Here is a 22,836-nt window from a genome sequence, read left to right on the forward strand (position 1 = left end):
GCGCCCGGCGGCCCCGCGCCGCGCGCCTTTCCGCGGCCGGCGCGCGCGCTGATCTTCGACCTCGACGGCGTGCTCACCGACACCGCTCAAACCCATTACCGCGCCTGGAAGCGCATGGCCGACGAAGAAGGCCTGCCGTTCGACGAGCAGGTCAACGAACTGCTCAAAGGGGTCGACCGCATGGCCTCGCTCGAGATCATCCTGCGCCACGCAGGACGCGTGCTGAGCCGCGACGAAAAGCTCGCCCTGGCCGAACGCAAGAACGCCTACTACGTCGAGGCGATCCAGGAGGTCGGCCCGGAGGATCTGTTCGACGGAGTCGAGCGCCTGCTCGAACAGGCGCGCGCGCGCGGCCTCAAGCTCGGCCTGGCCTCGGCCAGCCGCAACGCCGGCGCCCTGCTGCAACGGCTCGGCATCGCCGGGCGCTTCGACTACATCGCCGACTCGGCGCATGTCGCCCGCGCCAAACCCGATCCGGAAATCTTCCTGACCGTCGCCGCCGCGCTCGGCGTGCCGCCGTCGCACTGCATCGGCGTGGAAGACGCCGCCGCCGGCGTGGTCGCGATCCAGTCGGCCGGGATGGCCGCGGTCGGCATCGGCGATCCCCAGGCCCTGGCCCGCGCCGACGCCTGCCTGCCGGACATCGCTTCCTTCGACCTGGACGCTTTCGTTTTGCCCTGACCGCGCGCGGCATGCACTGCCGCGGCGGGGACACCACCACCGATCGATCCGTTTGCATAACCAATACAAGATGAGTGGGGAGAACACGATGCAGCACACGTCTACCAAGCAACGCCAACCGATGCGTTTCGCACTGTCCGCGGCGATCGCCGCGATCCTGGCGCCGGGCTACGGCCTGGCCCAGGACGCCGCCGCGCCGGCGCCCGCGCCGCAAGCCCAACAGGCCCAGCAGGCCGACGGCGGCAGCGAATCGGCGACCACCCTCGACGCGGTCATCGTCAGCGGCACCGCGCGCTTCAAGGGCATCCGCAAGCGCGACGCCAGCTTCTCGATCACCACCGCCTCGCTCGAACAGATCCAGGAAGCGGTGCCGCTGAGCACCGCCGACGCGCTCAAGGTGGTGCCGGGCATCTGGGCCGAATCGGCCGGCGGCAGCACCGGCGCCAACATCTTCGTGCGCGGCATGCCCTCGGAAGGCGACGCGCCGTTCGTGACCGTGCAGATGGACGGCGCGCCGCTGTATCCGCCGCCGACCCTGTCCTTCCTCGAGAACTCGACCCTGTTCCGCATGGACGACACCATCGAGCGCATGGAAGTGCTGCGCGGCGGTCCGAGCCCGATCTTCTCCAACGGCCAGCCCGGCGCGACCGTCAACTTCATCCAGAAGAAGGGCGGCGAAGAGCCCGCCGGCAGCGTGCGCGTGGGCCTGGGCAGCGACAACTTCCGCCGCGTCGACCTGTTCAACAGCGGCAAGCTCGGCGAAGGCTGGTACTACAGCGTCGGCGGTTTCTACCGCACCACCGACGGCGTGCGCGACACCCAGTTCCCGGCCGACAAGGGCGGCCAGCTCAGCGCCACGCTGACCCACAGCTGGGACAGCGGCGAAGTGACGGTGTACGCGCGCCACACCAACGACAAGAACGCCTTCTTCACTCCGATCCCGCTGCTGTCGCGCAACAACGGCAGCAGCCTGTCGAGCTTCCCGGGCCTGGACGCGCAGACCGGCACCCTGCTCGGCAACGACTTCCGCCACGTGACCCTGCCGACCGGGCCGAACGGCCAGAGCATCACCCGCGACCTCGCCGAGGGCCGCGGCATCAACCTCGACGTGTTCGGCGCCTCGATGGACTTCTACGTCGGCGACTGGACCATCAGCGACCGGGTCAACTACGTCAGCGGCAGCGCCCCGACCAACGGCCTGTTCACCGGCGCCAGCCCCAAGACCATGGCCGACTTCATCGCCGGCTACGGCAGCGCCGGCACTGCGACCTACGTCAACGGCGGCGGCGCGGTCGACCCGAACCAGCAGGTGCTGACCGCCGGCTTCTGGGTGGTGGACAAGGAGCTGGAATCGTTCACCAACGACCTGCGCTTCAGCCGCGATCTGTTCGAGGGCAACACCCTCACCGCCGGCGTCTACTACGCGCGCTACTCGTCCAAGGACACCTGGTACCTCGGCAACAACATGCTGCTGACCGCGCAGAACAACGCGCGCCGGATCAACCTCAGCCTCGCCGACGGCCGCCAGGTCACCCGCGACGGTTTCACCGGCACTTCGTTCTTCTCGCTGCGCGGCGACTACGACGGCCAGAACACCGCGGTGTTCCTCGCCGACGAGTGGCAGATCAACGACCGCCTGCGCCTGGACGGCGGCATCCGCTACGAGTGGCAGCAGGTCGACGGCACCGTCCACGACGTCGCCTCGGTCGATCTCGACGGCAACCCGAACACGCTGTACGACAACGCCACCTCGGTGTCGCTGCCGACTTCGCGCCGGATCGACCAGGACGACAAGCATTTCTCCTGGACCCTGGGCCTGAACTACAAGCTCACCGACAGCGCCAGCGTGTTCGCGCGCGCCAACTCCGGCTACAAGCTGCCGGCCTTCGACAACCTGCGCGACGGCAATACCAAGACCCAGGAAATCGACCAGTACGAACTCGGCTTCAAGTCCGGCAACTCGGTCTACGACCTGTACCTGACCGCGTTCTACAACAGCTTCACCAACTCGCCGTTCCAGGCCTTCCTCGACGACGGCACCAACTTCACCACCGCCGGCGATTCGCGGGCCTACGGCGTCGAAGTGGAAGCGGCGGTGCGCCCGGTCGGCGGCCTCGAACTGGCTCTGACCGGCATCTGGCTCGACGCTCAGTACGAGAACTACCGCGAGTTCACCGGCAACCAGGTGATGCGCCAGCCGAAGCAGCAGTTCCGCTTCACCCCGAGCTATTTCTGGAACCTGCCGTTCGGCGACCTGAAGATCTTCGCCACCTACTCGCGCATCGGCGACCGCTACGCCGACCTGGCCAATACCCAGAAGCTGCCCTCGTACCACACGCTCGATGTCGGCGCGAACATGCACGTCGGCGAAAACTGGGAGTTCGCCCTGACCGGCAGCAACGTCACCAACGAACTCGGCCTGACCGAGGGCAACGTGCGCGTGCCCGGCGCGGCCACCGGCGGCGTGTTCATGGGGCGACCGATCGCGGGCCGGTCCTACCTGTTCTCGGCGGCCTACCGCTGGTGATCCATGCTCCGCGTCGCCGCCCGGCGGCGGCGCGGAGTTCCGCCGGGCGGCCGAGGCCGCCTGCGCGGTCGCCCCTTACCTCACCGTGCGCGCCGGCCTGATCCGGAAGCGTTCGCCCTCCCCCTCTCTCGGGCGTCCGCACTTGGCAAACCGTCGCGCGCGGTCTTTTATCTACCGGTCCGGCCAAGCGCCGGACCGCTCGTCCCCTGGTCCGGCCTCTCGCCGGACCGCTCTTCCGCTACTCCGGCACCGCGCCGGACCGCTCACCGGAGCCACGCCCGCATGAACCGAGGCCGCATGATCCTGGCGATGATCCTCACCTACATGGTGTTCGGGATTCTGCTCAACAGCGTCGGCACGGTGATCCTGCAGTCGATCCAGGGCTTCGGCATCAGCAAGGGCGACGCCAGCATCCTGGAGGCCTTCAAGGACCTGCCCATCGCGATCGTCTCGTTCCTGACCGCCTCGCTGATGCCGCGCCTGGGCTATCGCCGGGCGATGATGCTCGGCCTGGGCTTCGTCGGCGCGGCCTGCCTGCTGATGCCGCTGCTGGCCTCGTTCTGGATGACCAAGCTGCTGTTCGTCGCCACCGGCGTGTCCTTCGCCCTGGTCAAGGTCTCGGTGTACTCCTCGATCGGGCTGCTGACCGAGAACAAGCAGACCCACGCCAGCCTGACCAGCACCATCGAAGGCTGGTTCATGGTCGGCGTGCTCGCCGGCTACTGGATCTTCGCCTGGTTCATCGATCCGCAATCCCCGGGCGACCCGGTCTGGCTGCGGGTGTACTGGCTGCTCGCGGCGATCGCCGCGGCGATCCTCGCCCTGCTCGCGACCTCGCGCATGGACGAACGCGCCGCCAGCGACGGCCACGCGGTCGGCGATTCGTTTCTCGACATGTTCCGCCTGGTCGCCCAGCCGCTGGTCGCGGTGTTCCTGGTCTCGGCCTTCCTGTACGTGCTGATCGAACAGAGCGTCGGCACCTGGCTGCCTACCTTCAACCGCGAAATCCTGCACCTGCCGACCACGATGAGCGTGCAGGCCGCGAGCATCTTCGCGGTGTCGCTGGCGCTGGGCCGGCTCGCCGCCGGCGTGGCGCTGCGGCGCGTGCCCTGGCACTGGCTGTTGATGGTCTGCGTGCTGGCGATGGCGGCGCTGGTGCTGCTGGCCCTGCCGCTCGCGCGCAACCTGCAGCCCGACCCGGCGATGAGCTGGGCGCATGCGCCGCTCGCGGCGTACGTGTTCCCGCTGATCGGCCTGTTCATGGCGCCGATCTATCCGGCGATCAATTCGGTGGTGCTGAGCTCGCTGCCGAAGTCGCGGCACGCGGCGATGACCGGGCTGATCGTGGTGTTCTCGGCGCTCGGGGGCACCACCGGTTCGTTCATCACCGGCCAGTTGTTCGCGCGCATCGGCGGCGGCACCGCGTTCTATCTGTCCCTGCTGCCGATGGCGATGCTGTTGCTCGCGATCGCCTTGCTCAAGCGCCACTCGGGCTTGGCCGAACGCGCAGCGATGGCACCCTCCTGATTGCCCTGCCGTCCGCCGCCGATCGGCGGCGTTCTCATTCTCGCCAGGCTCGGCTATGCTCGGCCTCGTGGCTATGGGCGTCCTTCCTTCTACTCGGAAACTAGGGTGCCCGCTTCCCACATCGCCCGCCTCCCGGCGGGCTTTTCGTTGGAGAGGGGCATGAACGGAATCTACCTGCGCCGGCGAGGCAAGCTGTATCTCAAAGCCGGCGACGGCGGCGCAAGCGCGGCGCAAGTCGCGATGGTGCAGAAGGAAACAGAAGCGTTCGGTTTCGTCCTGTCCGAAGCGGTGATCGAACGACTCGGCACCTTGTCGACCGAGCAACTCACCCGCGTTCTGCGCGAATTGCGCAAGCATCTGGCGGCGATGACCGGCGCGCACCGCAAGCATCGGCCGCTGTTCCCGGACTTCCCCCGGGGCTCGTTAGCTCTGGCCGAAGCCGAGTTGTATATGCGCGCGGTGTATCACTACATCACCCGGCGCCGGCTGCACCTGGAACAGCCGGCCGACACCGTGCCGCTGCTCAACGGCCGCGCCCCGCGCGAGATCGAGCTGGGCACGCTGGACGATTACGAGACCATCTGCACCGCGCTCGCCGCCTCGCGCACGTCGCTGTCGCTGCAGGACAAGGCCGACCTGGGCTGGTTCATCGCGCAGTACCGCGCCCAAGTCGTCCGGCTGCTGCCCGTCGAGATTCCGTTCAAGGAGAATCTCGCCTTCGTCGGCGCGGGCCTGCTGCGCCATGCGCCCGGCGAGCCCACCGACGCGTTCCTGCGAACCCATCTCAAAACCGCGACCGATACCCTGCGCCTGGCGGTGGCTCTCAGCCAAGGCGATGTGTCGCTGGCCGAGCCGACTCGCTTCAAGCGCATGAAACGCAGCGAACGCCGTTTTCTGCTGCAGCAGTTGGAGACCCTCGACGATCCCGCCGAAGACATGCGTCGCTGGCGCGAGCGCTGGAAACGCCTGGGCGAAGCGCTGCATCCGGGCGATTACCGCGAACGCTTTCCGAAGACCTGGCGCGCCTTTCAGGGACTGCGCGAGGACCTGCCGTTCGCGACTTTCAACGGCGCGATCGAGCACGCGCTGGAGCAAGGCCGAACCGACGCGGCCGCTCAACGGCTCGCCGCGCGTCCGGGCGAGTTCGCGCGCCGGCTCGATCATCTGCTGCGCAGCGGTACCGAGCCGCAGGCGGTGCTGGCCCGTTTCCGCGCCGTCGCCGAGCAGGTGTCGACCCCGGTCCTGCTGCAGGCCTTGAGCCAGTTCGAACATCGCGGGCGATCGGCGCTGCGCACCTTCTTTCCCAAGGGCGACGCCGCGCGCGCCTGGTCGCTCAAGGACCAGCGCGCGCCGATCGACGCCCAGGTCCTGAGCGATGCCATCGCCGTCTGCCGCGAAGCATTGCGCGCCCGCTTCGCGCGTTTGCCGCCGCTGGGCCGTTGCTACATCGATCCGGCCCTGGCGCATATGCGCGTGCCGCTGGCGCAGCGCTCGGCCTCGCGCGCGCTGCGCACCCTGGTGCGCGGCAGCCGCCTGCCCTTGCCCGATACGCGTTTCATCCGCCTGTTCCTGTGGTGGAGCAACGGCCGCCAACGCACCGATATCGATCTGTCGGCAGCGTTCTTCGACCGCGATTTCGTGTTTCGCGACGTCGTCGCCTACTACAACCTGCGCGGTTACGGCGGCCATCACAGCGGCGATATCGTCGATGCCCCGCAGGGAGCCGCCGAGTTCATCGACCTGGATCTGCAGCGCCTGCGCGGGCTCGGCCTGCGTTTCGTCGTGGTCAGCATTCACAGCTACACCGAGCAACCCTATTGCGAGTTGCCGGAGTGTTTCGCCGGATGGATGGCGCGCAGCGACGCGAATTCGGGCGAACCGTTCGAGGCGCGCACGGTAGAGGACCGGCTGGACCTGGCCTCGAACCAGCAAAGCTGCCTGCCCTTCGTGCTGGATCTGGAAACCGGTCAGATCATCTGGACCGACGTCGGCCTGGGCGGCTATCCGCGCTGGAACAACGCGGCCAATCACCTGAGCGGCATTTCCCTGATCCTGCGCGCGATGACCGCATTGGCGACGCCGGATCTGCACAGCTTGTTCGAACTGCACGCGCAGGCCCGCGGCCGCGTGGTCGAATCGCCGGATCAAGCCGATACGGTGTTCTCGATGCACGAAGGCGTCACCCCCTTCGACGTCGACCGGATTCGCGCGGAATTCCTTTGACGGCCCCCGCCGCGCCCGCTCGGGCGAGGCGCTCGCGACCACCGGCAGCAGCTCGAGCGCCGCGAGCCCGCGACGAACGCCGCAAACCGTCAAGCCACGCGCGCGTTTCGCCGGTCACTCGATCAACACGTATTCGCCCTTGGCGCCGAATCGCTTGCCGGCGCGCGCGCACAGCTTGCCGTCGCAACGGGTCAGGGTACCGGCCTTGGTCGCATCGAGAATCTCGGCGCCGAACTCGGCGCGCTCGATCAGGCGCAGCGATTTGCGGGCGAAGTACCAGCTGCCGCCGACCGCCAGCAGCGAGCCGATCAGCAGGGCCACCGCGCTCTTGTAGATCAGGTTCTGCTGCGCGCGCTCGATCTTCTTGCGCTGCTCGTCGAGCGCCTGCGCGGCGCGCGTGGCGACTTCGGCGCTGTCGCGCAGTTGGATGCCTATCGCGCCGAAGGCCAGCTCGGCGCCGCGGCCGACCGCTTCCTGGGCCTGGGCCTGCACCGCGTTCACGATCTGCTGCGCGAGCTGCTGGGCGTCGGCGCCCATGCCCTGGGCGGCGCGATGCAGTTCCTCGGCGCTGCGGTCCACGTGCTGCACCGCCCGTTCGCTCTGGTCTTGCAGATGCTGGGCGAATACCGCCAGATCGGCGGCGAGTCGTTTCAGGTCTTGCGCGTCCTGCACGATGCTACTCCTTGGGTTATGGGCCGGTGCCGGGCCCGACGGCGAGCCCGGGACCGGCCGAGGCCGGGTTCGCCGGCGGCGCGGCTTGCGCGCGCGCGACGAGGTTCGCCTGGATCTGCCGATAACGGTCGTGACCGCCCTGCAGCCAGGCCTGGCCTTCGGCGGACTGGGCATAGTCCTGGGTCGCTGCCTTGAAGGCCGCGCCGTCGTGTTGCCTGGCCGCTTCGACCAGGCGGGCGAAGGTTCGGTCGATAAGATTGTCGTCGGTCATGAAGGATCGGATAGCGAAACGGAGCGCGCCGCGGACGGCGCGCAAAACGCAGCGAGGCTTCGGCCGACGCGAGGCCGGGACAACGCCAGGCTGCGAACCTGGGATGGCGCGTGGATCATGGGGCGCATGGTCGTGTGGCACATGGAACCGCGAATGCGATGCGGCATCGCGACCGGCGCCGTTCGGGGCCGGGCCACGTTAGCACTCGCTGCGATCTGCGCCCAGCGTACGGATCGGGCGACCCGTCGCGCTGCCCCCGGCGCAGCGATGCAGTGTGCCCTCACTGCATCGCCGGACTCAAGTGCGCCGCCGGGCCGCCGGATGCGCGCGATAGGCGATGAGTGCGATGCGATGGACTCGATGCAAGGCTCAGCCAATCGCCTACAGGCGCAGCTCGCTGTCGCGATCGAAAAAGTGCATGCGCTCGGCGGCGTAGGACAGATGCACGGTGTCGCCGGCGCGCGGCAGGTCGAACGGCGGCAGCCGCACCACCAGCTCGCCACCGCCGCACCGCAGATTGAGGAAGGCCTCGTTGCCGACCGGCTCGACCACTTCGACCTGAGCCGCCAGGGTGTCGGGGCCGGCCTCGGCCAGGTGCAGGTCCTCCGGGCGCAGGCCGACGGTCAATTCGCGCCCGATATAGGCACGCAGTTTTTCGCCGGTCTCCGCGTCCGGACGCAGGCTCAGCGCGACGCCGTCGCCGATGCGCAAGAACAGACCGCCGTCGCGCTCCTCGACCCGGCCCGACAAGGTGTTCATCTTGGGGCTGCCGAGAAAGGTCGCGACGAACAGATTCACCGGCCGGTTGTACAGCGCCATCGGCGTGTCGATCTGCTGGATCTTGCCGTCCTTCATCACCACGATGCGCTGGCCCAGGGTCATCGCTTCGATCTGATCGTGGGTGACGTAGATCATGGTGGTGCCGAGCTGGCGGTGCAGGCGCGCGATCTCCACCCGCATGCCCATGCGCAGTTTCGCGTCGAGATTCGACAGCGGCTCGTCGAGCAGGAACACCTGCGGTTGCCGCACCAGCGCGCGGCCCAGGGCGACGCGCTGGCGTTGCCCGCCCGACAGCGCCGCCGGCTTGCGCTGCAGCAGCGGCTCCAGTTCCAGCATCGCCGCCGCCGCGCCGACCCGCTCGGCGATCTCGGCCTTGCCCATGCCGCGCAGCTTGAGCCCGAAGCCCAGGTTGTCGGCCACGGTCATGTGCGGATACAGGGCATAGCTCTGGAACACCATCGCGATGTCGCGGTCTTTCGGCGGCATGTCGTTGACGCGGCGCTCGCCGATGCTCAGATCGCCCGAGCTGATCGTTTCCAGCCCGGCGACCATCCGCAACAGGGTCGACTTGCCGCAGCCCGAGGGGCCCACCAGCACCAACAATTCGCCGTCCTCGATCTCGAAGCTGGCCTCGGCGACGCCGACGTAACCGTTCGGATAAACCTTGCGCAGACGATCCAGCGTGACCTTGGCCATGAATTCTCCCGACAATGCGACCGGAGCGATGCATTTGTCCTCGCCCTGGGCTATTCTGCCATGTAACCGTTTTCATGCACGTCCGATTGGCTCCGGAGGCCACGACGAATGACCGATTCCCGCGCTGCCGCTTCTGTTCGCACCACGTCCGACCGCCGTTTTCCCGAAGGTTTCCTGTGGGGCGCGGCCACCGCCGCTCACCAGATCGAAGGCTCGCCGATGGCCGACGGCGCCGGCCCGAGCATCTGGACCCGCTTCGCCCACACCCCCGGCATGACCCTCAACGGCGACACCGGCGATGTGGCCTGCGACCACTACCGGCGCTGGAAGGAAGACGTGAAGCTGATGCGCGAGCTGGGCCTGCAGGCCTACCGTTTCAGCGTGTCCTGGTCGCGCATCCTGCCCGAGGGCACCGGCCGGGTGAACCAAGCCGGCCTGGATTTTTATTCGCGGCTGGTCGATGAGTTGCTGGCCAACGGCATCGAACCTTTGCTGACCTTGTACCACTGGGACCTGCCGGCCGCGCTCGACGACCGCGGCGGCTGGCTCAACCGCGACTGCGCCGATTGGTTCGCCGAATACGGCCGGGTCATGTACCGCGCCCTCGATGGGCGGGTGAAGAAGTGGGTGACCCTCAACGAGCCGTGGGTGATCACCGACGGCGGCTACCTGCACGGCGCGCTCGCACCGGGCCACCGCAGCCGCTTCGAAGCGCCGATCGCCTCGCACAACCTGATGCGCGCGCACGGCGCCGCGGTCCAGGCTTACCGCGCCGAAGGCAAGCACGAGATCGGCCTGGTGGTGAACATCGAGCCCAAGTACGCCGCCACCGATTCGGCCGAGGACGCCGCCGCGGTCGAACGCGCCCATGCCTACATGAACGAGCAATACCTCGACCCCGCCCTGCTCGGCAGCTACCCGCCGGAGCTGCGCGAGATCTTCGGCGAGGCCTGGCCGGAATGGCCGCAGGCCGATTTCGAGCTGATCAAGCAGAAGCTCGACTTCATCGGCGTGAACTACTACACCCGCAGCGTCACCAAGGCCGCCGAGAGCTATCCGCTCAACACCGGCGTGGTGCGCCAGCCGCTCGGCACCTACACCGAAACCGGCTGGGAAGTGTTCCCGCAGGGGCTCACCGACACCCTGACCTGGGTCAAGCAGCGTTACGGCGACATCCCGATGTACATCACCGAGAACGGCGCGGCCTTCTTCGACCCGCCGGTCGCCGAGCCCGACGCCAGCGGCGAGCGCCGGGTGCGCGACCCGCTGCGCATGGACTATCTGCAAAAGCACCTCGGCGCGATCCACGACGCCATCCAGGCCGGCTGCGACATCCGCGGCTACATGGTGTGGTCGCTGCTCGACAACCTGGAATGGTCGCTGGGCTATTCCAAGCGCTTCGGCGTGGTGCACGTGAACTACGGCACCCAGGAGCGCACGCCGAAGGACAGCGCGCGCTGGTATTCGAAAGTGATCGCGAGCAACGGCGCCCACCTCGGCGAACCTTTGCCGTACTGAGACCGGCCGCACGCCGCGGCCCGGACACGGGGCGCGGCGTAGCGCCCGGCGCCTCGTCCCGGTCGCGGCGGGCACGGCAAACGCAAGCGGCCGCGGCCGCATGTTTCGTCTGCGCCGCGAAGCCTCGTCACCCTGCGGCGTCGAATGTTGCCGCCGGGCGCTCAAGCGGCGATATGCTTGGACCCCGGCCGGGATCGACATCCCGGCGGCGCGAAGGACGCCCCGGCGGCGTTCGCTCGACCTCCCCCTCAATCTTGGTTTGCGGGTTCCATGCACGACACCCTGCTGCTGTTCGGCGCCACCGGCGATCTCTCCCAGCGCTATCTGTTTCCCTCGCTGGTCCATCTGTGGCGCGACCGCCTGCTGTCGGCCGGGTTCCGCATCGTCGCGGTCGGCCGCCAGACGCTGAGCGACGACGAATTCCGCGCCTGGTTGCGCGAGCGCATGGCCAACGAGGTCGCCGACGACCCGGCGGTGGTCGAGGAACTGCTGGGCCGGATCGCCTATGTCTCGGTCGACCTGCGCGACGAGGCGGCGATCGCCGAGGCCCTGGCCGGCTACGCCGATCGCCCCAGCGTGAGCTACCTGGCGACGCCGCCGGATCTGTTCGTCCCGGTGGCCCAGGGCTTGAAGGCGGCCGGCCTGCTCGAAGGCGAATCGCGCCTGGTCCTGGAAAAACCGATCGGCCGCGACCTGGCCTCGGCGCGCGCGATCAATGCCGCTTTGCGCGCCTGCCTCGACGAAAGCCGGATCTTCCGCATCGACCACTACCTCGGCAAGGCCGCGGTGCAGAACCTGTTGGCGCTGCGCTTCGGCAACACCCTGCTCGAAGCGGTCTGGCAGCACCGCTGGATCGAATCGGTCGACATCTTCGTCGGCGAAACCGCCGGCGTCGACGGCCGCGAAGGCTATTACGCCAACTACGGCGCGCTGCGCGACATGGTCCAGAACCACATGCTGCAGTTGCTGGCGCTGATCGCGATGGAGCCGCCCTCGGCGCTCGACGCCGACAGCATCCGCGACGAGAAGCGCAAGGTGCTGCGCGCGCTGCGGCCGATGACCGAGGCCGACGTCGCCGCCAACACCGTGCGCGGCCGCTACGGCGCCGGCGTGGTCGAGGGCCGCGCGGTCAAGGGCTTCGTCCACGATGCGCCGGTCGAGACCTTCGTCGCGGTGCAGACCTGGATCGACAACTGGCGCTGGGCCGGGGTGCCGTTCCGCCTGGTCACCGGCAAGCGCCTGGCCGAGCGCGCGACCGAAGTGGTGGTGTCGTTCCGGCCGGTCGCGCACTGGCTGTTCGAGCGCCCGCGCCGCGGCCGCGAGCGCCCCAATCACCTGCGCATGCGCCTGCAGCCCGACGAAACCATCGAGCTGGGCCTGATGGGCAGCCTGGCCGCGCCGGAATGGGGCGCGCTGGAGCTGCGGCCGATGTCGCTGGACCTGCAGGCCTCGTCCTCGCCGCAACGGCGCATCGCCTACGAGCGCCTGCTGGTGGACGCACTGCGCGGCAACCAGACCCTGTTCGTGCGCGACGACGAAGTCGAGTCGGCCTGGCGGTGGATCGACAGCATCGAGCGCGCCTGGTCGCAGACCGCGCAACCCATCGTCGAATATCCGGCCGGCTCCTGGGGGCCGGCCGAAGCCGAGGGCTTCCTGCCTCCGGTCAACGGTCATCGTGGAGGCCAGGCATGAGCGGCGCCCTGCTCGCGGATATCGGCGGCACCAACGCCCGCTTCGCCCTCGCCCGGCCCGACCGCGGTGCGCCGCAGTTGCTGCCCGACAGCGTGCAGATCTTCGCGGTCGCCGACTTCCCTTCGCTGGCCGATGCCGCGCGGCATTACCTCGACCGCACCGGCGCCAGTCCCAGCCATGGCGTGTTCGCGGTGGCCGGACGCGTCGACGGCGATGAGGCGCGCATCACCAATCATCCTTGGGTGATCTCGGCCGAACGCACCCGCATCGCCCTGGGCCTGCAGCGCATCGACCTGGTCAACGACTTCGCCGCGCAGGCGATGGCGGTGTCGCTGCTGCAGCCGGCCGACGTGGTGCCGATCGGCGGCGTCGCCTGGCGCGGCTGGAACGAACCCGGCGACCGCACCTACGCGATCATCGGCGCCGGCACCGGCCTCGGCGTCGGCGCGCTGCTGCGCCGCGACGGCCGCTATTACCCGCTGCAGACCGAAGGCGGCCACGTCAGTTTCGCCCCCGGCACGCCGGAAGAGATCGAAGTGCTGCAGCGCCTGTCGGGCGAGTTCGGCCGGGTCTCCAACGAGCGCCTGCTCAGCGGCAGCGGCCTGGTCAACCTGCACCGCGCGCTCAGCCAGATCGCCGGCGAGGACCCCGGCCCGCTGCAGCCGCAGGACATCACCGCGATGGCGCGCGAGGGCGACGTGCGCTGCCTGCGCGCCATCGACGTGTTCTGCGCGGTGTTCGGCGCCGCCGCCGGCGACCTGGTGCTGACCCTCGGCGCCTGGGACGGCGTATTCCTGCCCGGCGGCTTGGTGCCGAAGCTGATGCCGTGGCTGGCCCATTCCGGCTTCCGCCAGCGCTTCGAGCACAAGGGCCGGTTCTCGCCGACCATGGCGCGGGTGCCGACCCTGGCGGTCACCCATCCGCAGCCCGGCCTGCTCGGTGCGGCCGCGCTGGCCGCGCAATTCGCTCCGGCCGCGGATCTCGCCTCGTCGCATTGAGGCCCCGCGCCTGGCTTGAGGAGTAGGAGCGGCGCGAGCCGCGACCGTCGTGCCGCGCCGATGCGCGGCACGCCTGCCAGCCCCGCGGTCGCGGCTGGCGCCGGTCCTGTCGGCCCGGCTGGGTCGCCGATCGCCCAACGGCCGCGCCGAGCACGCCGTCTTGAAGTGCGGCGTGCCAGAATCGCCGCCATGCTCGATGCTCCCTCGCCCGTTCCGCACGACCCCGCCGAACCGGACACCGTGCCTTACCGATGGCACGAGCACCGCAGCTTCGACACCTGGACCTGGTCGTGCGCGGTGGCGATCGCCGCCGAACTGCGCCGCGACCTGTCGCACCGCCCGCGCGCGCGCCTGCTGCTGTCGGGCGGCACCACCCCGGCGCCGGTGTACCGCGCCCTCGCCCGCGCGCCGCTGGACTGGAGCCGGGTCGATGTCGCCCTGGTCGACGAGCGCTGGCTGCAACCCGAGGATTCCGACAGCAACGCCTGGCTGGTCCGCCAGCATCTGCTGCGCGACAACGCCGCCGCGGCGCGCTTCGAAGCGCTGACCCGGCCCGGCCGCAGCATCCAGGAGTCGGCCGCCTTCGCCAATGCCCACGCCCTGCAGCCGGCCACCGCGGCCGTGCTCGGCATGGGCGAGGACGGCCATACCGCCTCGCTGTTCCCGGGCATGCCCGAGCTGCAGCGCGCCCTGGGCTCGCGCCAGGCCTATGTGGTGGTCGACGCCCAAGGCTGCCCCGGCGCGCGCCAGTGGAGCAAACGCATCAGCCTGACCCCGAGCGGCCTGGCGCAGGCGCAATCGCGTTTCCTGTTGATCCAGGGCAAGGCCAAGCGAGAGGCCTTCCAACAGGCGCTCGCGAGCGGCGACCTGCAGCGATGGCCGGTATTGATCGCCCTCGATGGCGCGACTCCGCTCGAAGTCCACTGGTACCCCTGAGCGGCGGCGCTTGCAGGGTAGGAGCGACGCAAGTCGCGACCGCGGGGTTTCATGTTCGCTGCGCAGTTGGATGCAAGTTCACGGTCGCGGCTCACGCCGCTCCTACTCCCGAGCATCGCGGCGACCCGCTCGAATCCCTGAGCGCCGACGCTCCCTTGGGTAGGAGCGACGCAAGTCGCGACCGCGGGGTTTCAGGTTCGCGGTCGCGGATCGCGCCGCTCCTGCTCCGTCGGCGCGCGTCACTCGATCGCCATGCTTACTCTCGCCGGCACCCGCTCGATCTTCAGCTCGCCCTGGTGCCAGGCCTGCGCCTTGCCATCGACGAGGGTCTTGCCGGGTGCGCCGGCGAACGGCCAGGGCAGGACCAATCCGCCCGGCGGCACCTCGACACCCGCGGCGATCTCCAAGGTCGCCTGCCGGCCTTCGCGCTTGAAGCGATAGCCCAGCGCGCCATAGGGCGTGCGCAGGCCTTCGACGCTCACGCCCTCGCCTTGCAGCCAGTCGGCGGGGATGCCGGCGGCGATCACCAGCGCCCGATCGATATCGCGGCTGTAGGCGAACAGGTCCAGTGCCGAGCGCACATAGTCCGACTCGACCCAGGCATGCGGCAGGTCGCCGACGAAGAAGGGCTTGCGCGGCGTGCGCGAGACCACTTCCGCCCATTGGTTCCAGGCGCGCGGCTGCTGGTCCTTGAAGAAAAAGTCCAGCGCCTCGTGGGCGCGATCGCGCCGGCCCAGGCGCACGAAGCTGCCGATGGTGCGCAGTTCGTACGGCGTGTAGTCCTTCCATTCGCGGCGACCGTCGCGGCGATCGACGAACTCTTTCCAGTAACGCTCGAAGGTGTTGCGCAACAGCGTCTCGGGCAACAGGCCCTGCTCGCCGCCGGGCGCCAGGGCGATGGTGGTCGAGGTCGCGTCGAAATCGCCGAGTTCGGCGGCGCCGGGCAGGTAGTCGATCTTGTGCGCGCGGGTCGCCGCTTCGAGCGAAGCATAAAGATCGTCGCGGAACTGGTCGCGCGAAGCGGCGAAGGCCTCGGCCTCGTCGTCGCGCCCGAGCCATCGCGCAATCTCGACCGCGTCCTTGTAGCCGCGCAAGGCCCAGAAATTGTCCCAGTACGAATGCATCGGCTTGGCCGAATAACCCTCGTGGCTGATCGAGGCCGGCATCATTCCGTAGAAGGCCGGGTTGAGCGCACGATTGGCCGGCGTGCGCTCGCTCAGGCGCAACTCGTCCATGTAGGCCACCGCTTTTTCCACATGCGGCCACATCGATTCGAGCAGGGCTTTATCGCGGGTGTAGCGATAAACCTCGGCGACGGTAAAGATCAACTCGCCGTGGCTGTCGTTCTCCGGCACCGGGTCGCTGCCGCGGTCGTCGACGCAGCACGGCACCTTGCCGTTGTCGAACTGATAGGGCGCGTACCAGCGCAGGAATTCCTCGGCGACGTCCTCGCGCCCCATCCGCAGCAGGCCCTCGCCGATCATCGCGCCGTCGCGGATCCAGGCGCGCGCATACGAGCGCGTGCCCGGCTGCAGGCGCGGCCCGACGCGGCTGATCAACATATGCGCCAGGCCGGTACGCAAGGTATCGACGACGCGCTGACCCTGCGCCGGCACGCGCAACCGGACCCGGTCGAGTTTGTCGCGCCATTGCGCCGCGGTCGCCCGTTGCCATTGCGCGGCCTCGGCCGGGTCGGCGCTCGGCGGATCCGTCCCGTCCTGCGGCAGGTACAAGGCCACTTCGCGGCTTTCGCCCGGCGCCAGCCGCATCGGGTACAGCAGCGCTGCCGAAGCCAGCCCGTTGAGGTCGAATACCTCGTGCTCGCTCGGGCGCACCGTCGACGCGCGCAGACGGCTCACCACGTCGCCGTCCTGGAACGGCATCGCGAACGCCGAACCGACCGGGGTCGACGAACGCACGCCGGGGCGGCCGTCGAGTTTCACCGTGCCCGCCTTCGCGTCGATCTGGATGCGGTGGATACCGCTGACGCCGCCGGTGGTACTGAGGAACTGGGTCGGCGGATTGACCTGGAACGGCCGGATCGCCAGCGCCAAGGTGGCGCTGCGCGCCTGCCGCGAAGTATTGCTGAGTCGGTAGCGGGCGACGATCAGGTCGCGGTCTTCGAGCAGCGGCGCGAACGCAGTGACCTCGAGCCGCAAATCGCCGGCGGTCCAGCGCACGCTCGGGATCGGCAGATAGCCGTCCTGCAGGCTCTGGCCGGTCTCGACGTCGGCCCAGGTCTTCACCGCGCCGCGGTTCGATCCGGGCGACGCCGCGTCTTCGGTCAACAGCAAGGGCTCGACGCTGTAGCCGCCCTTGAAGGCTTCGACCGCGCCGTCTTCGCCGATCAGGCCATGCGAGCTGCCGCCGTCGGTACCGAGCACGGTCCAGTACGGCTGCTCGCCGCTGAAGCCGCGCGGATAGTCGCCGCGCGGCGCGCGCCGGGCGAGTTCCTTGATGAAATCGTTCGGCGTCGCGGCGAAGGCCAAGGGCTGCAGGCTCAACTCGGCCAGACCGAAGCCGGGGCCCGGCCCCTGCTCCGGCAGCAGGCGCAGATAACGCGCTTCGGCCTCGGGCAGCGCGACGAAGTCGGTGCCGCCGTCGCCGCGCTCGATCAACCTCAGCTTGTCCCAGTGCTTGCCGTCCGTGGACAGCTCGATCCGATAACGCGAGGCATGCGCCTGCGGTGCCCACCGCAGGATCGCGCCGCCGAATTCGCGCACGCGGCCCAGGTCGAGGGTCAAGTGCGGCGTCGCGCCCTTGTCGACGCCGCTCTTTTCGAAAGTGCCGCGCCAGGCCGTATCCGGATCGCCGTCGACCGCGTATCCGGCGCGGCTGCCCTCGGCGCTCGCACTGGCGATGGCGGCGCCGGTCAGCGGGCCGCCGGGGTCTTTCGGCAGCGCCTGGAAACTCAGCTCGTCGAAGCAGACCGAGCCCTTGCCGCCGACGCTGTTGTAGACGGTGAACTCGAGCTTGGCGCTCTTGCGCAGGGTCGGATCGGGCGCGGGACCCCACGCGCGGCTGATGTGGCGCTGCTTGTAGACCACCGGCGTCCATTGCCTGGGGTAGTCGTACTTGGGCTTGTTGACCCACCAGACGTTGTCGCCGCTGGCGTCGACCAGCTTGAACTGCAGATCGTTCTGCGGCGAATCGCCGCGCAACCGGAACCCGAAGCGATAGTCGTCCGCATAGTCCAGCGGCAGTTCGCGCTGCAGCCCGGCATAACCCGAGACGCCGTTGAAATCGTAGTCCAGGCACAGGCCCTGGCCCTTCGCACCCGCGACGGAGCGCAAATTCGCGCTGACCTGATTCGACGTCACCACGGTCCACGGCGCCGCAGATTCGAAACCATCGAGCAAGCGCGGCGCTTCCTGGGCGGCAAGCGCCGGCGAGACCAGGGCGAGGCCCAGCGCGAGCGTCTGTGCGCCGGCCTTGCCGACCAAGCTTGCCCACGGGCGCGCGGCCGGCGCGACGGATTGCATGGGTTCCGACATTCGATCCACCTTTTGGCGCCGCGCGGGCTCGCGGCGGGACGGTTCTAACCCTTGACGCTGCCGACCAGCAGGCCTTGCAGGTAATAACGCTGCAATACCAGGAACAGCAGCAGCACCGGCACCACGGTCACGACCGAGCCGGCCATCATCATTTCGTTGTCCTGCACGTGCTCGCGCGACAGCGAGGCCAGTGCGACCGGCAGGGTCTGCAGGTTCTCGTCGCTGAGCACGATCAGGGGCCACATGAAATCGTTCCAGGCGCCGAGGAAGCTGAAGATCGCCAGGGTCACCAGGATCGGCCGCAACGCCGGCAGGACGATCTGGAAGAAGATCCGCAGCTCGCCGGCGCCGTCGATGCGCGGCGCTTCCAGCAACTCGTCGGGAATCGAGCGCGCGTATTGGCGCACCAGGAAGATGCCGAAGATGCCGGCCATGCCCGGCACCACCGCGCCGGCGTAACTGTTGATCAGGCCGAGCTGCTTGAGCATCAGGAAGAGCGGCATCATCGACACCTGCGCCGGGATCACCAGCGCCGCGAGCAACAACCGGAACACCCGCTCGCGCCCGCGAAAGGCGAGCTTGGCGAAGGCATAGCCGGCCAGGGTATTGAGCAATACCGCGATCATCGTGACCAGGGTCGAGACCAGGAAGCTGTTGAACAGATAGCGGCCCATGCCCATGCGCGAGAACAGCTCATGGTAGTTGTGCAGGCTCGGCGAGGACGACCACAACGGCGGCGGAAACGCGCTGGCCTCGCCGGGCTGCATCAGCGAGACCGCGAACATCCACAGCAGCGGCGCCAGGCTGAGCGCCGCCAGGCCGATCAACAGGCCGTTGACGATCGCCTGGGCCAGGCGCGGGTGCAGGCCGGAATCGTTCATTCGACCCCCTTGCGGCGCGCGACCCACATCAGGCCGCTGGTCGCGGCGGTCATCAACACGAACAACAGGAAGGCCACCGCCGAAGCGTTGCCGAGGTTCCACCATTTGAAGCCTTCTTCGTACATCAGGTACAGCACGCTGACCGTGCTCTGCAGCGGTCCGCCCTGGGTGATCACGTAGGGCTCGGCGAACAACTGGAAATAACCGGCCAGGGTCAGGATGCTCACCATCAGCAGCACCGGCCCCAGGATCGGCAGGGTGATGTAACGGAACTGCCGCGACGGGCTGGCGCCGTCGATGCGCGCGGCCTCGTACAGGTCTTCCGGAATCGCCTGCAAGCCGGCCAGGAAGATGATCATGTTGTAGCCGAAGTTCTTCCACACCGCGAACAGAATGATGGTCGGCATCGCCCAGTGCGGGTCGCCGAGCCAGTCGACCGGGTCGATGCCGGCCCAGGACAGCGCCCAGTTCACCAGGCCGTAGCGGGTGTGGAACAGATAGCGCCAGATCACCGCCACCGCCACCACCGTGGTCACCACCGGGGCGAAGAACGCGGTGCGGAAGAACGGCTTGAACAGGCCGAGCCGGGAATGCAGCAGCATGGCCGCGCCGAGCGAGACCGCGATCGACAGCGGCACGCCGACCGCGACGAAGTACAAGGTGTTGCCGAGCGCGCTCCAGAACAGCGGATTGCGCAGCAGATTGAGATAGTTGTCGAAGCCGACGAAGCGCAGGTTGTCGATGTGCGCCAATGAGTAGATATCGAAATCGGTCAGGCTCAGCGCCAGCGCGGCCAGCACCGGCAGGCCGAAGAACAGCCCGATCACGCTCAGCGCGGGCGCGGCGAAAACCCAGCCGGCGGTGGCCGGCTTCATCGCCTCGCTCCGGCTGCGGCCGCGGGATTCGTCGCGCCGCTCGTGCCGCGCGCCTTGGCCGCGGCCTGCCGATCGAGCATCCAGCGTCGTTTTTCGAGAATGCGGTCGGCGCGCCGGTCGAGTTCGGCCGCGGCCTCGTCCACGCTCAGGCGGCCGTTGGCGAGCTGCTCGCCGACCAGCTTGATCTCCATGGCGATGCGCTCCCACTCCGGCACCTTCGGGGTCGGCCGCGCGCGTTCGAGCTGATCGCGGAAGGCGCGCGCATACACGTCCTCGGCCAGCGCCGGTGCGTTCCAGGCGGCGCGGCGGGGCGGCAGATTGCCGCTGAGTCCATGGAAGCGCACCTGTACCTCGGGTTCGGACAGATAGGCGATCAGTTTCCAGGCCGCGTCCTGGTGCTGCGAGCTGCGGAACAGGACGAAGCTCGCGCCGCCGGCGACCGAGGCGCCGGGGCCGTGCTCGCCCGGCAACGGCATGGTCATCCAGACCGGCTGCAGATCGGCCGGCAGGCGCCGCTTGAACTCGGCGATGTTCCAGGGGCCGTTGACGTAGAAACCGAAATAGCCGCGGCCGAATTCGTTCCAGACGTTGGCGATCTGGGTGTTGCTCGCCAGCGGCGCCCAACCTCGTTCGAACACCTCGCGATAGAAACTCAACGCGCGCTTGAACCCCGGGCTGCGGAAATTGCCGTAGCGGCCGTCCTCGCGCAGCAGCGGATCGGGCGACTGGATGCCGAGGTTGAGCAGCGGCTCGGGCTCGTTGAGCGGGAACAGCACGGCGTAGCGATCCGGACCGGCTTCGCGCTTGATCGCCGCCATCGCGGTTTTCCATTCCGCCCAGGTCCCCGGCGGCCGCGCGATGCCGGCCTGTTTGAGCAAATCCTGGCGATAGAACGGCAGGCGCGTCTCGACGTACCACGGCACCGCATAGGCCTGGCCGTCGATCACGCCGGTGTCCCAGGCCCCGGAAAAATAGTCGCGCGCCTGCACCGAAGGCGTCTGCGCCAGGCGCGGGCCGAGCGGGGCCAGGGCGTCGAGCAAGGCGAATTCGGAGATCCAAGTGTTGCCGATCGCGCACACGTCGGGCAAGGCATCGCCGGCGAAGGCGGTCAGCAGCTTCTCGTGCGCGGCGGTGATCGGCAGTTGCTGCACTTCCACGCGGATGCCGGGGTTGCGGCGCTCGAACTCGGGAATCAGTTGGGCGACGACTTCGCCTTCGAAGCCCATCGCCCAAAACCGCACCCGTTCGCGACCGTCGTCGCGGTGATTGCAGCTGCCGAGCAGCGCCAGCGCGCACAGCGCGACCAGCCCGCGCAGCGCCCTGCCCCAACCGCCGGCGCGGGTGGACGAAACAGGGGGCGTCGTCGATGCGCGGCTCAAGCGTTCATTCCGGCTTCGGCGGGGTCTGCTTGGACGGCGCGTTGCCGCGCCCGGCGCGCGACTCGGCCTCGCCGAGCGCACGCGCGGTGGCCGGGTCCATCGTGCCGGCCGGTTTCGCCGGCGCCGCGGCGCCCGCCTTCGCCGCCTCGCCGTTCTGGCCCTTGGCCTGCGCGTCCTTGTCGTCGGCCGGGGTCAGCCAGCCGCCCTTGAACCCGGCGCGTTCGAGCCCGGCACGGATGTAGGGATTGCGCTTCATCACGTTCCAGACGAACTCGTTGCGGTAGTTGCTGATCATGGTCAGGATCGGCCCCTGGTCGATGCCGATGTAGTCGCTCGACACCCAGCCCTGATCCGGCACCAGGCGCCCGGTCTTGAGCGGGATGTCGTACTTGAAGCTCGGGTTGAACGAATCCAGGAAACCGTAGCTCGAATAGATGTACTCGCCGTAGCGCTCGTGCATGGTCACCGTGGTCGGGATCACGATCTCCGGCGCGAACGGCAGCGAGGCGATGGCCGCGGTCGGCGCGATGGTGCCGTCGTCGAAGTTCTCGCGCAGGCCGGCGCCGCGCGCCGAATAGTGGCGGAACTGGCGCTGCTCGCCTCGGTACTCCTGCAGGGTCTGCTGCGGGCCATCGCTCGCGGTCAGGCCCCACACCTCCGGGCCGTAGTCTTCCCACTTCATCGGGTTGGCGATCGCGTAGGCGCGCTGGGCGTAGGCGGCGCGGCGGCTGTTCTCGAAATAATCGATGCCGCGCTCGCGCATGTAGTCGTCCTGGATGCCGCGGAAATCGATCCAGACGTGGCTGTACTGATGGCCGAACAAGGGGCCGAAGGCGAGAAACTCTTCGCCCTGGTAAACGCCCCACACGTCGTTGTAGGTGCGCGTCCACACCGTCCAGGCTTCCGGCCCGACCGGGTGCGTGGGCGAGCCGAGGGCGAGCACGTACAGCAACATCGCCTCGTTGTAGCCGACCCAGTCGTGCTTGATGAAACCGCTCTCGGGAAACCAGCCCATCGAGATCAACGGTTTGTTCTGCTGCAGCCAGTTCCAGTCGACCCGCTTGTACAAGGTGTCGGCGACTTCGCGGATCTCTTTCTCGCGCGGGTCGTCGCGGTCGTAGTAGGACTGCGCGAACAGCACGCCCATCATCAACAGGCCGGTGTCCACGCTCGACAGCTCGACCCAGCTGTCGTAGCGCTGGCCCTTCTGCATGTCGAGGAAGTGGTAGTAGAAGCCCTTGTAGCTGCCCTTGCCGGTGGCCTGCGGGCCGCTCGGCAGGTCGCGCAGGAACTTCAGGGTCAACAAGGTGCGGTCGACCGCCTGGTTCCGGCTGACCCAGCCCTTCTCGATGCCGATCGGATACGCGGTCAGCGAGAAGCCGACCGAGGCGATGCTCGCGAACGGGCGCGAGGGATAACGGTCGGGGGTCAGGCCGTTCTGTTCGTTGGTGGTGTCCCAGAAAAACTGGAAGGTGCGCTTTTCGATGTCGCGAAACAGCGGCGGCAGTTCGAGCCGCTCCTGCTTGAGCGGCTCGACCACCACCGGTTCGGCGCTGACGATGGGCTGCGTCTGCGAGCCCGTCTCGGTCTTCTTGCAGGCGGACAAGACGAGCAGCAGCGCGCCCAGGACAGCGATGGAGACCGCACGTGTTGTCGACTTGACGTGGTGCATGAAACGAAAGACCC

16 protein-coding genes are annotated in these 22,836 nt (G+C 68.6%); 8 read left to right on the forward strand and 8 right to left on the reverse strand.

Translation table 11 applies throughout. The features are described 5' to 3' along the window. The 4 genes from pgmB to ACSAMQ_RS12495 all read left to right on the forward strand — a co-directional run. The coding region (gene pgmB, locus ACSAMQ_RS12480; protein WP_435395949.1) for a beta-phosphoglucomutase at positions 1-681 on the forward strand (681 nt) is incomplete at its 5' end. A 121-nt stretch (positions 682-802) separates the two neighbouring features. After that, positions 803-3,208: a TonB-dependent receptor gene (locus ACSAMQ_RS12485; RefSeq protein WP_435395970.1), complete on the forward strand. Its 2,406-nt coding sequence runs from the start codon at positions 803-805 to the stop codon at positions 3,206-3,208. Between the two features lie 282 nt (positions 3,209-3,490). Further along, entirely contained in the window at positions 3,491-4,735 is a 1,245-nt protein-coding gene (locus ACSAMQ_RS12490; RefSeq protein ID WP_435395950.1) for an MFS transporter, read from the forward strand. Positions 4,736-4,894: 159 nt separating this feature from the next. After that, positions 4,895-6,958: a TerD family protein gene (locus tag ACSAMQ_RS12495; RefSeq protein WP_435395951.1), complete on the forward strand. Its 2,064-nt coding sequence runs from the start codon at positions 4,895-4,897 to the stop codon at positions 6,956-6,958. Between the two features lie 114 nt (positions 6,959-7,072). Here ACSAMQ_RS12495 and ACSAMQ_RS12500 read toward each other — a convergent pair whose 3' ends face one another. The 3 genes from ACSAMQ_RS12500 to ACSAMQ_RS12510 form a co-directional block, all read right to left on the reverse strand. Then, positions 7,073-7,630, reverse strand: a complete 558-nt coding sequence (locus tag ACSAMQ_RS12500) for a hypothetical protein (RefSeq protein WP_435395952.1) — start codon at positions 7,628-7,630, stop codon at positions 7,073-7,075. A 16-nt stretch (positions 7,631-7,646) separates the two neighbouring features. Further along, positions 7,647-7,901 carry a hypothetical protein gene (locus ACSAMQ_RS12505; protein ID WP_435395953.1) on the reverse strand — a complete coding sequence of 85 codons (255 nt, stop codon included), beginning with the start codon at positions 7,899-7,901 and terminating at the stop codon, positions 7,647-7,649. Positions 7,902-8,282: 381 nt separating this feature from the next. After that, entirely contained in the window at positions 8,283-9,377 is a 1,095-nt protein-coding gene (locus ACSAMQ_RS12510) for an ABC transporter ATP-binding protein (protein WP_435395954.1), read from the reverse strand. Positions 9,378-9,485: 108 nt separating this feature from the next. On the opposite strand from ACSAMQ_RS12510, the gene ACSAMQ_RS12515 reads away from it, so the two are divergent. The 4 genes from ACSAMQ_RS12515 to pgl all read left to right on the forward strand — a co-directional run bounded on the left by ACSAMQ_RS12515 (position 9,486) and on the right by pgl (position 14,521). Beyond that, positions 9,486-10,895, forward strand: coding sequence for a GH1 family beta-glucosidase (locus ACSAMQ_RS12515; protein WP_435395955.1), 1,410 nt, complete (start codon positions 9,486-9,488; stop codon positions 10,893-10,895). Positions 10,896-11,165: 270 nt separating this feature from the next. Next, on the forward strand, positions 11,166-12,587 hold the full coding sequence (gene zwf / locus ACSAMQ_RS12520) for a glucose-6-phosphate dehydrogenase (RefSeq protein WP_435395956.1): 1,422 nt from the start codon (positions 11,166-11,168) through the stop codon (positions 12,585-12,587). Next, positions 12,584-13,585 (forward strand): glucokinase, encoded by a 1,002-nt coding sequence (glk, locus tag ACSAMQ_RS12525; RefSeq protein ID WP_435395957.1) that lies wholly within the window; start codon positions 12,584-12,586, stop codon positions 13,583-13,585. The genes zwf and glk overlap by 4 nt, the downstream gene beginning before the upstream one ends. Before the next feature lie 189 nt (positions 13,586-13,774). Continuing rightward, a complete protein-coding gene (pgl, locus tag ACSAMQ_RS12530) occupies positions 13,775-14,521 on the forward strand; it encodes a 6-phosphogluconolactonase (RefSeq protein ID WP_435395958.1) in 747 nt (248 codons plus the stop codon). 239 nt (positions 14,522-14,760) lie between these two features. Here pgl and ACSAMQ_RS12535 read toward each other — a convergent pair whose 3' ends face one another. The 5 genes from ACSAMQ_RS12535 to ACSAMQ_RS12555 are packed head-to-tail and all read right to left on the reverse strand — an operon-like array spanning position 14,761 to position 22,822. Beyond that, positions 14,761-18,015 (reverse strand): discoidin domain-containing protein, encoded by a 3,255-nt coding sequence (locus ACSAMQ_RS12535; RefSeq protein ID WP_435395959.1) that lies wholly within the window; start codon positions 18,013-18,015, stop codon positions 14,761-14,763. Between the two features lie 44 nt (positions 18,016-18,059). Continuing rightward, complete coding sequence (locus ACSAMQ_RS12540; protein ID WP_435395960.1) at positions 18,060-18,896, reverse strand: carbohydrate ABC transporter permease; 837 nt, start codon at positions 18,894-18,896, stop codon at positions 18,060-18,062. Continuing rightward, positions 18,893-19,771 (reverse strand): carbohydrate ABC transporter permease, encoded by an 879-nt coding sequence (locus ACSAMQ_RS12545; RefSeq protein ID WP_435395961.1) that lies wholly within the window; start codon positions 19,769-19,771, stop codon positions 18,893-18,895. The genes ACSAMQ_RS12540 and ACSAMQ_RS12545 overlap by 4 nt, the downstream gene beginning before the upstream one ends. Then, a complete protein-coding gene (locus ACSAMQ_RS12550) occupies positions 19,768-21,150 on the reverse strand; it encodes a sugar ABC transporter substrate-binding protein (protein ID WP_435395962.1) in 1,383 nt (460 codons plus the stop codon). Before ACSAMQ_RS12550 ends, ACSAMQ_RS12545 begins: the two co-directional genes overlap by 4 nt. Before the next feature lie 4 nt (positions 21,151-21,154). Further along, positions 21,155-22,822, reverse strand: a complete 1,668-nt coding sequence (locus ACSAMQ_RS12555) for a glucoamylase family protein (RefSeq protein ID WP_435395963.1) — start codon at positions 22,820-22,822, stop codon at positions 21,155-21,157. Positions 22,823-22,836: the final 14 nt, after the last annotated feature.

The sequence above is a fragment of the Lysobacter sp. 1R34A genome (assembly GCF_051217035.1).
Lineage (GTDB): Bacteria > Pseudomonadota > Gammaproteobacteria > Xanthomonadales > Xanthomonadaceae > Lysobacter.

What these genes read in the sequence shown, in the direction of transcription:
- ACSAMQ_RS12485 (WP_435395970.1), top strand. Translation starts at nt 803, where the DNA reads ATGCGTTTCGCACTGTCCGCGGCGATCGCCGCGATCCTGGCGCCGGGC.
- ACSAMQ_RS12535 (WP_435395959.1), bottom strand. Translation starts at nt 18,015, where the DNA reads ATGTCGGAACCCATGCAATCCGTCGCGCCGGCCGCGCGCCCGTGGGCA.
- ACSAMQ_RS12505 (WP_435395953.1), bottom strand. Translation starts at nt 7,901, where the DNA reads ATGACCGACGACAATCTTATCGACCGAACCTTCGCCCGCCTGGTCGAA.
- ACSAMQ_RS12545 (WP_435395961.1), bottom strand. Translation starts at nt 19,771, where the DNA reads ATGAAGCCGGCCACCGCCGGCTGGGTTTTCGCCGCGCCCGCGCTGAGC.
- pgl (WP_435395958.1), top strand. Translation starts at nt 13,775, where the DNA reads ATGCTCGATGCTCCCTCGCCCGTTCCGCACGACCCCGCCGAACCGGAC.
- ACSAMQ_RS12540 (WP_435395960.1), bottom strand. Translation starts at nt 18,896, where the DNA reads ATGAACGATTCCGGCCTGCACCCGCGCCTGGCCCAGGCGATCGTCAAC.
- ACSAMQ_RS12495 (WP_435395951.1), top strand. Translation starts at nt 4,895, where the DNA reads ATGAACGGAATCTACCTGCGCCGGCGAGGCAAGCTGTATCTCAAAGCC.
- zwf (WP_435395956.1), top strand. Translation starts at nt 11,166, where the DNA reads ATGCACGACACCCTGCTGCTGTTCGGCGCCACCGGCGATCTCTCCCAG.
- ACSAMQ_RS12510 (WP_435395954.1), bottom strand. Translation starts at nt 9,377, where the DNA reads ATGGCCAAGGTCACGCTGGATCGTCTGCGCAAGGTTTATCCGAACGGT.
- ACSAMQ_RS12490 (WP_435395950.1), top strand. Translation starts at nt 3,491, where the DNA reads ATGAACCGAGGCCGCATGATCCTGGCGATGATCCTCACCTACATGGTG.
- glk (WP_435395957.1), top strand. Translation starts at nt 12,584, where the DNA reads ATGAGCGGCGCCCTGCTCGCGGATATCGGCGGCACCAACGCCCGCTTC.
- ACSAMQ_RS12515 (WP_435395955.1), top strand. Translation starts at nt 9,486, where the DNA reads ATGACCGATTCCCGCGCTGCCGCTTCTGTTCGCACCACGTCCGACCGC.
- ACSAMQ_RS12555 (WP_435395963.1), bottom strand. Translation starts at nt 22,822, where the DNA reads ATGCACCACGTCAAGTCGACAACACGTGCGGTCTCCATCGCTGTCCTG.